The sequence below is a fragment of the Planococcus sp. FY231025 genome, from assembly GCF_052078085.1.
Taxonomy (GTDB): Bacteria; Bacillota; Bacilli; order Bacillales_A; family Planococcaceae; genus Planococcus.
On the sequence record NZ_JBQJJG010000001.1, the window covers coordinates 370000 to 384152 of the forward strand.

A 14153-nucleotide genomic window follows, 5' to 3' on the forward strand; every position below is an offset into this window, starting at 1 on the left:
CATTAAATGCTATAATAACAATTACGGAAAAATGGCCGGAAAATTTCTCCATAAAGGAACGAATCCAATGAATAAAGAGAAAACAATCGCCTGGGGGGCGGTAATCGCCTGGATGGCGCTGATCTTCTTTCTGTCCCACCAGCCCGCAGACATCTCGAGCAGTATGAGTTCCGGGATTGCGGAAAAAATCAAAGCCGTCATCGAAACGACGGCGCCGGCTGCAGGCATCGATGCAGATTTCCTCCATACGTTCGTCCGCAAGAATGCCCATTTTTTTGCATACTTGGTTTTGGGGACACTCATCTTTTATGCCATGCGGCAATCGGGAGTGCACGTGCTGCGCGGAGCGCTGATGGCATTCGGCATTGCTGTACTCTACGCGGTATCGGATGAAACGCATCAATTGTTCATCCCGGGCCGGAGCGGGGAAGTGCACGATGTTTTCATTGACAGCGCCGGTGCAGCAGCAGGGATCGGAATTTATTTCCTTATAGCGAAAATGCGCCGCCTGACCAGCCTTTCTGCCAGGCGGGACAGGCTCCAAGAAACAAACGAATGACAAAAGCGTCCAAGATGAAAATTCTTGGGCGCTTTTCTTTTGGCTCACCATTCGATTTCGTCCGGGTATTCTTCGCCGTAGCGCAGCTGGGACACATGGACGCCGGTTTCTTCAGAGGCATCGAGGAATTCGGAGCGGAAGGCGTAATAAAAATGGTCGAGCTCGCCGATGGATTTGGCGGCGGCGCTGATGTGGCTGAGACGCTTGTGGGGAGGCAGCCGCAGGTGTTCGATGTTCAGGCTGTCGACGTATTGCACAAGGTAGCTCTGGTATTTGTTTTTGGCGAACATGCCATGCGGATTGATGTATTTCTTCAGATCCCGGAAGCGGGCTGGCGGCAGTGTATCCGCGAGGCAGCGGGCGACTGCGCTCTGAAATTTGCGGACGGTGGCTACATCGGGATCCCAATCGTGCTGTGCGTCGTAATGGCCGATAAAATCATTGAGCACGAATGAGATGAACAGCATTTCGGGCCATAGCACGTCGATCGTATAGTAGAGGTTAGTTCCTGCGCCATTCGGAACTTCCCTGGTTCCACGGTTGCCCATGAGCGCTTGGCGCATTTCGTAGCAGATGCTGAGAATCCGCAGGCGCGATCCGCCGTATCCTTCAAGTTCTTCTTCGTCGCGGGCAATCAGGTGGAATGCATCGTATAAATCTTCAAAGTCGTAGAAGTCGCCGGAAATCCTCGCACCGGCATGCTTTGGTGTGTGTTCGATCTGGATCATGGCCCCGCCCCTCCTTTTTTTATTTTCAGTTTAGCAGATTTCGGGTAAATTCCTACAGGCAATAATTTGACTTGTCAAAAAACTTTGCTGACAATTAAATAAACGTTCTTAAAAATTTAACACCAAGGAGAGGGTGGCTGCCATGAAAGTGAGGAAAGCGATCATTCCGGCCGCGGGATTCGGGACCCGCTTTTTGCCGGCGACAAAAGCGATGCCGAAAGAGATGATGCCGATCGCCGGCAAACCGGCGATTGAGTATGTTGTCGAGGAGGCAGTGGCTGCCGGAATTGAGAGCATCTTGATCGTCACCGGGAAGAACAAGAGGGCCATTGAAGATCATTTCGACCACGTCTCTGAACTCGAAGCGAAGCTATCAGAAAAAGGGAAGAGCGAAGCTTTGGAGGATGTCGTCCGTTCGGCCGAAGCCGAAATCTATTACATCCGGCAGAAACAGGCGCTCGGTGTCGGCGACGCGATTTGGAGCGCCCGCCATTTCATCGGCAATGAGCCGTTCGCCATCCTGCTCGGCGACAGCATCATCGACAGTACAGAACCTTGCCTCGGGCAGCTGATGGAAGGGTTCAATAAAACCGGTGCCAGCATCATGGGCGTCCATGAAGTGCCGGAATCGGAGACCGGACGGTACGGCATCATTGATCCCGGCGAGCGGGAACACGGCCTGATCCGTGTCAAAGCAATCGTCGAGAAGCCGGAAGCGGGGAGCGCCCCTTCGAACTGGGCCGGCATGGGCCGCTATATCCTGACACCGGAGATCTTTGATTTTCTCAAGGAGCGGAAAGTCGGAAGGGGCGGCGAGATCCAGTTGACCGATGCCATGCAAGAGCTGCTGAGTGTGCAACCCTTATATGCCTGTGAATTCAAAGGGCGGCGTTTCGACATTGGGGAAAACTGGGGCTTTCTGGAGACCAATATCGAGTATGCTTGGAAGCAGCCGGAGCTGCGGAAAAAACTGGCGCAACTTTTCAGAGAAAAGCTGGAGGAAGGGGAACAATAGAATATTTTTTTGTGATTCCAGCGTTTTTTGATTGAATAAAGCGGCAATTAGGAATATTATATGGGAAATTAGTCAGGGAGGAGGTGCCGCTTTGAGATTCAAACTTTTACTGGCTGTTTTATGGGCAGCGGTTATTGTGGTTGCGACATGCAATAACGATGCCGAAGCATTCCTGTTCGACCAAGAAGTCCGCTTCAGTTTGACGGCGGCTCCCGAGTACAGCGACCTCCTGATCCTGAACGACATCGACTTTACCGATGATTTTTATTTTCTGCAGAAAACCGGCCATTTCCTGTCCTTTGCCCTGTTGTTCGTGCTTCTTTACACCGCATTGAAAAGCCGGAAAACAGCTTTCTATCTTAGCGCCGCTTTTGCGCTGTTCACCGAAGTGCTCCAATTGTATTTCGAGCGGGACGGGCGGCTGTTCGATGTGCTGATTGACGTGTCCGGAGCGTTCTTCGCGCTGGCACTCGTCAACGTACTCCTGACCATCAGAAAAACCTCGGCGGAAGATTCCTTTTAAACGATTTTTCCGGCGGCAAGGAAATTCATCAAAAGCATGCCGTGAACGCACCGTTCATGGCATTTCTTTTTGGAATAAACGCCAAAGAAAAGGGCTTACCGAATCTTTATTTATTCGAACATTCTGATGATTCATTGACAGAAAGGGCAAGCCTTGGTAGATTTACCCTAAGTACATGCATTACTATTGAATTAGATAGGATTATATTTCAGCTGAGGAGATGAGCATGATGGCGGAAGCGGTTCAGAAGAAGGTGTTGATCTTAGGCGGCATCGACCACATGATTGATGTGGTAAAAACGGCCAATAGGATGGGGTATCTCACAATCGTCGTCGATAATAATCCGGATTCGCCTGCGAAAAAACACGCCTACCAATCGTTCGATATCAGTACGGCTGATATCAGTCAGTTGGCAGAACTGGTACAGAACGAAGAGGTGGATGGCGTCTTTACGGCATTCGAAGACATCAACACCTGGAACGCCCAAGCCCTTGCCAGCAGGACCGGCCTGCCTTTCTATGCAACCAAAGAACAGCTGGAAATCGCTTCGAATAAAAACAAGTTCAAGGAATTCTGCCGGCGCTACGGCGTGCCTGTCATCCAGGAGTATACAGCAGACAGCACACTGGATGCCCGTGAGCTTGAAGGGATGAAGTATCCGGTGATCATCAAGCCGGTCGACAGCTATGCCAGCAAAGGCATCACAGTTTGCTATGATGCCGGAGAAGCGAGGGATGGATTTGCCAAAGCGCTGGAATTCTCAAAATCCGGGACAGCCATCATCGAACCGTTCATCGACAATTCCTACGGCGTCCAAATGTTCTATACGGTCCGGAACAAGGAAATTGTGTTGAGCGGCGTGACGGACCGGTATGTCCATAAACAAGCAAAAGAGCATCCACCGCTGCCGATTGCCATGACGTTCCCCTCGAAGCACCAGGAACTTTACATTGAGACGGTCGATCCCAAAGTGAGGGAAATGATCCGCGGCATGGGCATCGAAAACGGACTGGTGTTCATCCAGTCGCTTTTCGAAGATGATTCGTTCTACATTTATGAGATGGGCTGTCGTTTCAGCGGCGAGCAGCATTACAAAATTATCGAAAAGCAGACCGGCATCAACTTGCTGGAGATGATGCTCGAGCATGCGGTCGGAGAAGATATCAGCGGCTATGCAATCAGCCAATACGATAACGGCCATATGCCTTATCCTTCCTGCAATTTGCCGATTTTACTCGGCAGCGGAACCATCGGGGAAATCCAAGGGATGGACGAAGTCGATGCGATGCCGGAAGTTGTTTCCTATGTCTTGAACCATGGCACGGGCGATGAAATCCAAGCAAACGGCTCGTATTCTCAAATGTTCGGTCGGTTCAACCTGGTGGCTCCGACGCAGGAAAAGCTCCGGCAGGCGATCGACAACATCTACAGCCGGCTGAAAATCATTTCGACCGAAGGCAATGAAATGATCATTGCCAAGCATAGCCTGCTTGAAGCCGCCGTACCAAAAGACAGCGCCTGAAGATTGTAGACAAAAGAATAATTTTTCAATTAGCTGAATAAAACTAATGGAAGCTGCGTTGGATTCTCCACTTCAGGCGGACGCTTTCCGCGGGCTCGCGCCGAACTAACTCGGACTTGCGTCCGAGTGGATTTCGGCACTTCGCTATCCCCCTGGCAAAACCGGTGCTCCTGTCTCTGCATCGCTGCGCTAGCTTCGAGACATGAAAGGGCGTTGCATCGCTTCGCTGCTTCGTCGCAAACAAGTCGGCCGAACTGCCTTCGGCCAACTTGCTCGCCGCCTTCCGTTGCGGATCCTGAAGCCAGCGGCTTGTTCCTGGCAGATTAAAGCAGGATCAGCGTTCTTATCTTATCTATTAGAAACAGGTGACACTCCCGACCGTGCTGGCCACGAGACTCCTGTGGGAGCAGCGAAGCGACTCGAGCTGAAGACCCTGGACTGAGCGAAGCGAATGTTTTTTCAATTTGTGACGAGTAATCGCAGGAGCAAGGGAAGCGGCTGAAGCCGAGCCCACGGAAAGCGAAGTGGCCAGCCCGTTCGGGCTTATATATCTCTATTCATCATAATTAAACTTTGTCTACAGTCTACAGCGCCTGAAGATTGCTCTTCAGGCGCTGTCTTTTATTTTCCCCGCTAAGCCGATTATCCGCGGTACAGCGGGAAATGTCCGGGGTTTTGTATGCCTTCGCGCGCTTTTTTCGCTTCGACCAGCAGGGCATAGGCGTCTTCGTTCCGCACTTTCTTGCCGGTCAAGATATCGAGCGGTTCGGTTTTGGTGAAGCCCCGTTTGAACCGGTACAAGGCGTCGGTCGATGCGCCGCCGAGGTGCATTTCCTTTTTGCCGTTTTCCACGCCCCAGCGGCAGCCTTCATGAAGAATCAGGCTGTTGCCCGCCACGTTGAAAAAATCGGGGTCATTCGCGGCGAGATGGTAATGGAGAAAGTCGCCGTGATGCAGATATAGCGCTGCGGATATATATTGGCCGCCGTATTTGGCGTAGATGATGAACTGCTTGCCTTCGAGCAAGTTGAACGATTCAGCAAGGAGCTCTTCGCTGAACATATAATGGTCCGGTATGTCATTTTTCTTTGCCATAATCGTATAAAGCCGATGGAATTCCTTGATGGTCGCCCCGGTAAAATCGTATTCCACTTCCACGCTGTTCTTCAGCGCGCGCCTTACTTGCTGCCGCGTGCCCGACTTGAATTCCTGCATGAATACATCGCCGACAGTGAGGTCAATGTACATGGTAATGCCCCGGTTGTCCATTCCGTAAAGATGGCTGAAATCTTTGGCATTGTTCAGCCAGCCGTTGAAGCGGACATATTCCGATACGATCCGGTTTTCTTCACAATAGACTTGGAATGCTCCATCGAACGCATCGGCGAGCTTTTTTTCCTTTCCTTCTTCGCATTCGACGATCAGCGGGCCGCTTTGGCCGAAGGGGGTGATTGTGTCGTAAAACTGGGCACCACCTGCATCAATCGGAACCGGCCGTTTGATGAACTGGTAGAAGACATGTCCGGTCCCGTTTCTGAATTCAAAGATGCAGTTTTCCCCGTGGTCCTGGCTCTCGTAAGCTTTTCCCCATTCCGGCAAAAAGAAAATATCAGGTATAGCAGTATTCAACATGACAGTCATCGATCGTTCCTCCTTATGATTGGATGAGCATAGAAAACGAATTGTGGAGCAAGTTTGCTCAATCATAATAAAGCTGAGTTAAAAATAGGTTAAATTAATCAGCGCTACCCCCAAAAAAGTGACCAAGCGATCCTGAAACTAACTTAATTTGTAAATGATATTTAAAAATTCAGATAACAATATTGACACCTTTATTTTTTATTGGTAAGTTGGTAGTAAATAGGTAACGGATATGAGGCCTGTTTGGAAGAATTCTTAATAATTTTTTAAGTGTTTTCTATCCGGAAACGGGATATTCTTTTGACTATACAGAAATGACCGCGCCACCGCACACCAAAAGAACTAGCTGCCAGAAGGGGCCAAGCTGCCCTTCACATTAAAGACCGGGGGATGTTCATGATGAGAAAACAGAAGAGAGTTTTAATCCTAGGCGGAATCAAACAGATGATTGAAATCGTTGAAGCGGCAAAAAGAATGGGCTTTTACACGATTGTGGCAGACAATGAATTTGGGGCTGCGGCCAAGCGGCATGCCGATAAGTCGGTCGATCTCGGACCTACGGAAGTTGCGGAATTGGCTAAATTGGCAGTTGTGGAAAAAATCGAAGGGGTCTTTACTGCAATCGATGATATCAATGTCTGGAATGCGCTCAAGCTATGCAAGACGGCTGGACTTCCGATGTTCGCATCGCAGGAGCAGATGAATATGGGGTCTGCAAAAAACAAATTTCTGGAATTTTGCCGGATTTTCAATGTACCCGTCCGTCTTGAACTGGAAGCAGCGGATCTCGCAATAGAGGGCAAGCCGTCCATTCCTTTCCTGCCGCTATCGGCTGGGGAAAGTGCTGGCCATTCGCATAAAGTGAAAATGTATTACACCATCCACAACGGGAATTCCTGGACCCATCAACGGCCGCGGCTGTTCATAAAAGCGCCTGCAGGAAGCCGCCGGCGAGTTGCCCCTTTGTACAGCAGGGGCGGCAACAAAGCCGTTTCAGAACCGGTTTATCAATGAATGACCAATATACAAGGCATGATGCCTTTCCGCTTGATGATTTGCAGGGCTCCGGGCATTGCAAATTTTACTAAAGTTACTTTGGGAAAGAGGTTGCGCAAATGATGGATCTGTTTTTTGAGCCTAATTACGGGAGATTATATGAAGAAGTCGAACATGGAGTTTGTGAAGTTTATGAATTCAATCATGAGCTCGGGACCGTAAAGCATCTTTTCATCAAACGGGAAGTTCCCATAAGAATCCATGGAAAAAAATACTATGACCTGGTGACTCCCTACGGCTATGGGGGGCCGCTGATTACAGCCGTCCAGGAAGGGCGCAAAATGGAATTGGCGGCTGCTTTTACCAAAGCGTTCCAGCAGTATTGTGATATACACAATATTGTCAGTGAATTCATCCGTTTCCACCCTGTGCTCGGGAATGCCTTTGAATTCAAGGACAGCTACGATGTGGTGTTCCTGCGCAAAACAGTCGGCACCAACTTGCGGGATTATGACGATCCGGTGCAGGAAGAGTTTTCGAAATCGACCCGAAAAGCCATCCGGCATGCGCTGCGCACCGGCGTGGAATACCGGGTGACGGTCAATCCGGAAAGCTTGGATCTGTTTTCGGAAATCTACCGCATAAACATGGAAAGGGTCCAGGCGGATTCCTATTATTATTTCGATAAAAGCTATTTTACCCGCTGCCTGGAATACTTCGGTGAACACATCGTGCTGGTCGAAGCGGTTTTCGAAGACAAGGTGATCGGTGCAGAAATGCATTTCGCCTACAATAATCTGATCCATACCCATCTATCCGGGACACTCTCCGAATACCATTACCTTTCGCCGGTATATGTCATGACCTATGCGATTGCCATGTGGGGCAAAGAGAACGGCATGGATCTGATCCACGTCGGGGGCGGTACGACCAATGAACCCGATGATACGCTGTACCTGTTCAAGAAGAAGTTCGGAAAGAACACCGACTTTGATTTTTATATCGGCCGCCGAGTCTGGAATAAAGCGGTCTATGCGGAACTTTGCGCTGCCTCCGAAGTGGTGGCGGAAGAAGGGTTCTTTCCTGCATACCGGGGAAAATCGGCACGCAATTTCAGCAAAGTGTAAATTTGGTTTAAGACCGGCTGCCGGAAAGGCTGCCGGTTTTTTTTGCGGCCGGAAACAGCGGGAAATGGAAAAAGGAATTCCGCGTCGGTCCGAAACATGAGATAATGGAGGAAGATGGAATTGCCAGGGAGGAAATTGAATTGAAATGGGTAAGGATTTCAATGGTGCTCGTCACCATTTTATTGTTGGCGGCATTGTTTGCAGCCAAAAATAGCTGGGATGCAAAAATCGAACAGCACGCTGAGCGCGCCAATGAATTGAAAAGCGAAAGCGGCGAAGCAGCAACACCGGCAGAACAGGCGCCTCAAGAAGAACCGGAGGCGCCGGAAGAAACGGATGAAACATCGAGCGTTTTTTATGACGCGCTGGTTAACAAGGAAATTTCGACGGTCAAGCTGATCGGCGACGGCCTGACAGCAGGTTATGGACATCCGGAATACGCATCGCCGGATGAAGGGCGCATCATTTTCAGCGGCAACGGAGAGACGTTCCGCGAAGCCGGGTTCAACTTCGGTTCGTGGGCGAACAGTTTGCGGGAGTATGTGGCCAACCCGGAATTCGGGGAAGTCGAGGTGATCAATGCAGGCATCCGCGACAAAACCGCAGACTGGGCTTTGCGGAACATCGACGGACTGCTTGCGCCGGATGAAGATGCCGTCATCGTGATGATCGGCACTGATGACCGCATCTTCAGCACTTTGGAAAAATACGAAGCCGTCATGCGCGAACTGCTGGCGATTGCCGATGAACGGTCGGAACACCTGGTTGTCATGTCTCCGCCGCCTTCCAAAGAAGACATCCAGCCATATAATTTCACGATGGAACAGGCGGATGCCGTCTTAAAGGAAATCAGCGAAGAAAAAGGCTATCCATTTATCTCACATTATGACGGGATTCAGCAACAGCTTGCTGAAGGCGTCCCGTATGAATCTTTGATGCAGACAGAAGCGGCCAATCCGGTAGCGGGCGGCTATGAAGCCATGTGGGAAGAAATGCAGAGCAGATTGGGCCTTAACTGATCGGCTGTTGGCAATGAAACATTGAGACGCATCCCGAAGCAGTACAAAGAAAAGATGGTTTGGAAATACCTATTTATATGATGAAAGCCTTGAGGATTCCCTCGAGGCTTTTTTATTTTCGTCATTTGAAGCGAATTGAAGAATAAATTTATAAAGTACATAGAAAACAAGAAAAATTTAACTTAATTTTAACTTTAAAGTCTGATAATCAGTTCTAAGAAGAGAATTGTTTAATGGCACGTCGCATGTCAAGAAAGGGGGCATTAATCATGAACACCGATACTCAACTTACCAGCCTTGCCGTCATTGACGACAAGGAGACTTGGAATGGCGTGATAGAAGGATTTCCTGAGAATGACGTTTATTATACGTTTGAATACTGCCGGTGGAATGCTGAAAAAGAGAACGGTGAAGCAAAATTGGCTCTTTATCAAACGGACTCGGGAACAGTGATTTATCCTTTCATTCTCCGGAAAATCGTTTCAGAAACTGATCGCCAGCTTTACGACATCACGACGCCTTACGGTTACGGCGGTCCGCTGGTATCCGGGGATGAATCGGTGCTGGATGAATTTGCCCGCCATTTTCGTATTTATTGTGTGGAGGCCGGAGTGGTTTCGGAGGTGATCAGGCTGCATCCGCTTTTGGAAAACGCCAGGTATCTCGGCCGCTATTGCGATCTCACCTATATCCGGAAGACGACGGCCGTGGATTTGTCAGGGCCATTGTCCGAAATCCGCGAAAACTACAGCAGCATGAACAAACGGAATATCAAGAAAGCGGCATCAAGCGGCATCTTTTGCGTAGAAGTGGAAAAGAGCGATGAAAACATTTCGACATTTTTAGGGTTGTATAACGGAACGATGGAGCGCAAGAGAGCGGCCAGCTATTATTATTTCGGCTTCGCTTCCCTGAAAGAGCAGCTCGCCGAAACGCCGGTCTTCAGATCCCATCTCCTGTTTGTCTATACCGGAGAAAAAGTCATCGCAGGCGCAATTCTGTATACGGCAAAACAGTTTGCCCATTACCATTTGGGGGCATCGGACCGGAGCTATCTGGAATTGCGGCCGAACAATTTGGTGTTCGATGCGATGGTCGAAGTGTCCAAAATTATGGGCTGCACCTTATTGCATTTGGGCGGCGGCTGCCAGGAAAACGACAGCCTGTTCCATTACAAAGCATCGTTCAGCAACCATAATCATTTTGATTATTTTATCGGCACCAATATTTATGACCAGGAGCTCTACACTGAACTGGTGGAGGAAGCAGGCCGCCGGGGCGGATTAAAAGAAGGGTTCTTTCCGCTTTACCGGAGCATTTGAAAAAATGTTGAGTAATTCAGTTTCAAATACAAAGAAAGAGGTGGGACCATGAATATTCAAGGGAAAAAAGTAACACTTCGTGCATTGGAAAGATCCGATATGGAGGAATTGAGAGGATTCCACAATGATCCCGAAATCGGCTTTTTGCTTGGGGGATGGTCACATCCCATTTCTTCCGATCAGCAGCTTAAATGGTTTGAGAGGCTTGCGTTTGACGGACAGCATCTGCGATTTGCAATCGATACGCCCAGTGATGGGTTTATCGGGATTTCAACCATAACCAATATCGACTTTAAAAATCGGTCTGCATACCACGGAATCATGATTGGAAAGAAGAATATGCAAGGCCATGGATACGGGCGGGATGCGGTGATGACAACGATGAAATATGCCTTCGAAGAATTAGGGCTGAACCGCTTGGACGGCGATATTGTCGAACACAATGTCCCATCCTATAATCTCTATGTCCAGAAATGCGGATGGAAAAAAGAAGGGGTATTGCGTGAACATGCTTTTAGGAACAATCAGTATTACGACCGCATCCTGGTGGGGATCTTGAAAAAAGAATACGAAGAACTCTGCGCACAGAATCGCTATTGGGACGAAAAGAATTATGAGAAGGCAATGAACTTTTAAAACAGTTGATAAATATTTTCAGAATGGAGGAAGACCCATGGCAGGAAGACTGGAAGGGAAAGTGGCTGTTATCACGGGCGGCGCCGGGGCGCTGGGCAGAAATGTAGCGGAGCTGCTGCTTCACGAAGGCGCTAAAGTGGCTTTGGTTGATATCAACGAACAAGCGCTTCATGCACAAATCAGCCGCTTGGAAAATAAAGGACAGGTCATCGGATTGAAGTCCGATCTCAGCAGCGAAGAGGATGTCGAAGCGTATGTCAGGCAAGTCGTGGAAAAATGGGGAAGAATCGATGTGTTCTTGAACAACGCCGGGATCATCGGCAAAGTAGCGCCGTTGATCGAACAGACGATGGAAGATTTTGAGTCGATGTTCAATATTAATGTAAAAGGTGTATTTTTGGGGCTGAAGCACGTCTTGCCCGTCATGGCAGCCCAAAAAAGCGGAAGCATCATCAATACGTCGTCCGTCTCCGGGCTGATGGGAAGCAGCGGGAATTCCCTATACTCCGCTTCAAAACATGCTGTTGTGGGGCTGACGAAAACTGCAGCGCTCGAGGCGGCCAGAGACTCCGTCAGGGTGAATTCCATCCACCCTGCGCCACTGGACTCGGAGATGATGAAGAAGATAGAAGAAACGCTGAACCAAGAAGATCCTTCCGCAGTCCGGAGCAACATCTCTTCACGAATTCCTTTAGGGCGTTACGGAAGCATGGAAGAAGTCGCGAAGCTCGTCTTGTTCCTGGCAAGTGATGATTCGGAATTCATTACAGGGAGCCAGTATCGGATAGACGGCGGAATGGGTGCTCGCTGAATAGAGGGGAAATAGAAAAGCTGCAGCAGGCGCTGCAGCTTTTTCAGATCGTTGAGAAATTTATAAAATACTTGCCTCTTAACCGATATTCCGCAAAACAGCTACGTAAACCCCTGTGCTCCTGCGCGCTATGCGCTCGTCGCAAAGAGATGGCTCAAACTTCCTTAGAGCCATCTCTTTGCCGCGGGCGAGCGCCAAGCCTCCTCAGTCGCTTACGCGACTTGCGGGGTCTCGGCTGTCTCGCTTTCCCGCAGGCGTCTCCGCTGTTTTGCTCCATATCTCAGATAGCACTGTTTAAAAGGATAGAGTTATCAGCTTTTATGAACGAAACCAGCGCCGGCGCGTCCACGGGCTAGGCGAAGCTATGAGACGGGTGCTTTTCCCGGCTCATGGCGAAAGCCATGCCCAAAGCGGCCGAAGCGGGGGAAGAAGTTTATTTCTTTGATTAACCTATCTGACGAAGGTATCTCGACAGCCTAGAAAAGCTGCAGCAGGCGCTGCAGCTTTTTGTTTATTCCCTCACTTCAAGATTAACGGGGCGGATCGAACCCCATGGCGCGACGTCAAGAGTCACTTGTAGGTCGACTGCTTCTTCAAGGTCCGGCCCGGTGCCTTGTTCGACGTAATACTGTTCCAATTGGGGAGCGGTTACGCGTCTGTCGTAATGCTGGCCTTCGATGGCTCCGAAGAAAGGGTCATTTTCGATCCGGTCGATGACGGCAAAGCCATCCGGCCCTTCTTCCAGCGTGAAGTAGACAGGGCCGTCCTTGATATCGGATGGCGCTTCAAGGTCCGGATACTGGAGCAGCACATATTCACCGTAGAACGGATCGAACGGATCATAGGGTTCTGCACGTAGCACGTACTGCTCGCCGAACCATGAGATTGCGTAGAAGCTGGTCAAAAGCGCTGCCACGAAAAGCGTCATAAGGATTGGGAAAATCCATGAATTCTTCTTCACGGCGACACACCTTCTTTCTTGCGGTTAAGCCGCCAGGCAATGCCGGACAGGGCGAATAATAGCAGCGCCCCGATCAGGAAGAACAGCGACATGTCCAAGCGTTCCCAGGCATAAATCACATAGATGATGAATTGGACGATGATGAAGTACACAAAGCCGAGAGCAAGCGGACGATTCTGCTGCTGCGCGATGATGAGGTAGGCAAGCGCAGAAAGTTCCGCTACGATTGCCAGGGCGATTGCGGTTTCATCAAATAGCAGGATGCCGATAAATCCCAGAATGCCGATCCACATGATCGGCCGGAACTTTACGTAAGACAGCGCCGCGACTCCAATGCCCACGACGGCCAATGCAATGGCTTCCGGCCAATTGAGATCGACCAGCGACATTTCCGTTTCTCCGCGTGCGGCCAGGTAGACGACCAACTGGGCGGCGCCGAATAGGAGGTAAAGCGGCGTAAGGAGCCGCTGCTTTTCCTTCGGCACCAGAAATAGCAGAGCGACGAGCGCAAACAATGTCCATACCGGCCATAACGGGCTGCTGTATTCCACAAGATCCCACAGGACCAAGCCGGAGAAGAACAGCAGCATCCAGCTGAACCGCAGGGAAACCTCGTCCTTGCCGAAATAAAACCAGGCCAGTGCTAGGGCGACGAAAATGCCCCATTCCAGCCAACCCGCACCCGGTACGAAGGAAACCAGCGTGGCAATGCCGAATATGAAGGCTACCACTGTATAAGCCAGGTGGCGCCAATAGAAGAAATGGGCCAGTGCGGCGATGAAGAGTGCCCACGGCAGCAGCGAGTTCGATAAAGAGAAGTGGAACGTCTGCGCCGTGATGATGATGCTTGCTGCAAACATTGCGATGCCGAGCAGCCTGAAGATAATCGGTTCACCGAATTGTTTTTTTGCTGCATAATAAGCCAATCCGTAGAAAATCCAAATCAGCAAGACGGCTAGCGCCACTTTCAGCAAATCGGGGATGGCTTGCCAATTTGCTGCGATAAAACTGAATACGGCGAGGGCGAAGAAGATCAATCCGATGACCAGCAGCAGCGGCAGCTTCTTTTTCTGAGGCTGGCGCTTTTCATAGGCCAGGATCCGGTCGATTGCCGCTTGATCAATCAGCCCGGCGTCCCGCCATTGGATCAGCTTGCGTTTCTCATCCATAGGACATCCCCCTAATCTATATCTCCATTATAAAACTTATTTATCAGAATAGATAGATAACTAGTACTGTCAGAAGCCGAATATTTGTAAAAAAGCTGGTTATCCTAGTCTGGCATTCACATGC

At 49.8% G+C, this 14153-nt stretch carries 14 protein-coding genes; 10 read left to right on the forward strand and 4 right to left on the reverse strand.

Features of this window, described 5'->3' with window-relative positions; genetic code table 11:
- Positions 1-67 precede the first annotated feature (67 nt).
- Positions 68-559, forward strand: coding sequence for a VanZ family protein (locus tag ACTL32_RS01650; protein ID WP_441339845.1), 492 nt, complete (start codon positions 68-70; stop codon positions 557-559).
- Positions 560-603: 44 nt separating this feature from the next.
- On the opposite strand, the gene ACTL32_RS01655 is transcribed toward ACTL32_RS01650, so the two are convergent.
- Positions 604-1287 (reverse strand): DUF6904 family protein, encoded by a 684-nt coding sequence (locus ACTL32_RS01655; protein WP_441339846.1) that lies wholly within the window; start codon positions 1285-1287, stop codon positions 604-606.
- A gap of 142 nt (positions 1288-1429) precedes the next feature.
- On the opposite strand from ACTL32_RS01655, the gene galU reads away from it, so the two are divergent.
- From galU to ACTL32_RS01670, 3 genes are all read left to right on the forward strand, one after another.
- Entirely contained in the window at positions 1430-2302 is an 873-nt protein-coding gene (gene galU / locus ACTL32_RS01660) for a UTP--glucose-1-phosphate uridylyltransferase GalU (protein ID WP_441339847.1), read from the forward strand.
- A gap of 91 nt (positions 2303-2393) precedes the next feature.
- Complete coding sequence (locus ACTL32_RS01665; RefSeq protein ID WP_441339848.1) at positions 2394-2825, forward strand: VanZ family protein; 432 nt, start codon at positions 2394-2396, stop codon at positions 2823-2825.
- Positions 2826-3054: 229 nt separating this feature from the next.
- A complete protein-coding gene (locus ACTL32_RS01670) occupies positions 3055-4347 on the forward strand; it encodes an ATP-binding protein (RefSeq protein ID WP_441339849.1) in 1293 nt (430 codons plus the stop codon).
- Between the two features lie 642 nt (positions 4348-4989).
- Here ACTL32_RS01670 and ACTL32_RS01675 read toward each other — a convergent pair.
- Positions 4990-5988 (reverse strand): GNAT family N-acetyltransferase, encoded by a 999-nt coding sequence (locus tag ACTL32_RS01675; protein WP_441339850.1) that lies wholly within the window; start codon positions 5986-5988, stop codon positions 4990-4992.
- A gap of 396 nt (positions 5989-6384) precedes the next feature.
- On the opposite strand from ACTL32_RS01675, the gene ACTL32_RS01680 reads away from it, so the two are divergent.
- From ACTL32_RS01680 to ACTL32_RS01705, 6 genes are all read left to right on the forward strand, one after another.
- Positions 6385-7002 (forward strand): hypothetical protein, encoded by a 618-nt coding sequence (locus ACTL32_RS01680; RefSeq protein ID WP_441339851.1) that lies wholly within the window; start codon positions 6385-6387, stop codon positions 7000-7002.
- Between the two features lie 101 nt (positions 7003-7103).
- Positions 7104-8111, forward strand: coding sequence for a GNAT family N-acetyltransferase (locus ACTL32_RS01685; protein ID WP_441339852.1), 1008 nt, complete (start codon positions 7104-7106; stop codon positions 8109-8111).
- Positions 8112-8251: 140 nt separating this feature from the next.
- Positions 8252-9130, forward strand: a complete 879-nt coding sequence (locus tag ACTL32_RS01690) for an SGNH/GDSL hydrolase family protein (RefSeq protein WP_441339853.1) — start codon at positions 8252-8254, stop codon at positions 9128-9130.
- Between the two features lie 269 nt (positions 9131-9399).
- Entirely contained in the window at positions 9400-10452 is a 1053-nt protein-coding gene (locus tag ACTL32_RS01695) for a GNAT family N-acetyltransferase (protein ID WP_441339854.1), read from the forward strand.
- 48 nt (positions 10453-10500) lie between these two features.
- Positions 10501-11088 carry a GNAT family N-acetyltransferase gene (locus ACTL32_RS01700; RefSeq protein WP_441339855.1) on the forward strand — a complete coding sequence of 196 codons (588 nt, stop codon included), beginning with the start codon at positions 10501-10503 and terminating at the stop codon, positions 11086-11088.
- Between the two features lie 37 nt (positions 11089-11125).
- The gene (locus ACTL32_RS01705) at positions 11126-11899 is read left to right on the forward strand and encodes an SDR family NAD(P)-dependent oxidoreductase (RefSeq protein WP_441339856.1); all 774 of its coding nucleotides are present in this window, start codon (positions 11126-11128) and stop codon (positions 11897-11899) included.
- 511 nt (positions 11900-12410) lie between these two features.
- Here ACTL32_RS01705 and ACTL32_RS01710 read toward each other — a convergent pair.
- Both ACTL32_RS01710 and ACTL32_RS01715 read right to left on the reverse strand, forming a co-directional pair.
- Positions 12411-12860: a GDYXXLXY domain-containing protein gene (locus ACTL32_RS01710; RefSeq protein ID WP_441339857.1), complete on the reverse strand. Its 450-nt coding sequence runs from the start codon at positions 12858-12860 to the stop codon at positions 12411-12413.
- Positions 12857-14029, reverse strand: coding sequence for a DUF2157 domain-containing protein (locus ACTL32_RS01715; RefSeq protein WP_441339858.1), 1173 nt, complete (start codon positions 14027-14029; stop codon positions 12857-12859). Before ACTL32_RS01715 ends, ACTL32_RS01710 begins: the two co-directional genes overlap by 4 nt.
- Positions 14030-14153: the final 124 nt, after the last annotated feature.

Bases quoted from the DNA above. Each gene is read 5' to 3' on its own strand.
- ACTL32_RS01680 (WP_441339851.1), top strand. From the start codon at position 6,385: ATGATGAGAAAACAGAAGAGAGTTTTAATCCTAGGCGGAATCAAACAG.
- ACTL32_RS01705 (WP_441339856.1), top strand. From the start codon at position 11,126: ATGGCAGGAAGACTGGAAGGGAAAGTGGCTGTTATCACGGGCGGCGCC.
- ACTL32_RS01695 (WP_441339854.1), top strand. From the start codon at position 9,400: ATGAACACCGATACTCAACTTACCAGCCTTGCCGTCATTGACGACAAG.
- ACTL32_RS01700 (WP_441339855.1), top strand. From the start codon at position 10,501: ATGAATATTCAAGGGAAAAAAGTAACACTTCGTGCATTGGAAAGATCC.
- ACTL32_RS01675 (WP_441339850.1), bottom strand. From the start codon at position 5,988: ATGACTGTCATGTTGAATACTGCTATACCTGATATTTTCTTTTTGCCG.
- ACTL32_RS01655 (WP_441339846.1), bottom strand. From the start codon at position 1,287: ATGATCCAGATCGAACACACACCAAAGCATGCCGGTGCGAGGATTTCC.
- galU (WP_441339847.1), top strand. From the start codon at position 1,430: ATGAAAGTGAGGAAAGCGATCATTCCGGCCGCGGGATTCGGGACCCGC.
- ACTL32_RS01715 (WP_441339858.1), bottom strand. From the start codon at position 14,029: ATGGATGAGAAACGCAAGCTGATCCAATGGCGGGACGCCGGGCTGATT.
- ACTL32_RS01650 (WP_441339845.1), top strand. From the start codon at position 68: ATGAATAAAGAGAAAACAATCGCCTGGGGGGCGGTAATCGCCTGGATG.
- ACTL32_RS01670 (WP_441339849.1), top strand. From the start codon at position 3,055: ATGGCGGAAGCGGTTCAGAAGAAGGTGTTGATCTTAGGCGGCATCGAC.
- ACTL32_RS01685 (WP_441339852.1), top strand. From the start codon at position 7,104: ATGATGGATCTGTTTTTTGAGCCTAATTACGGGAGATTATATGAAGAA.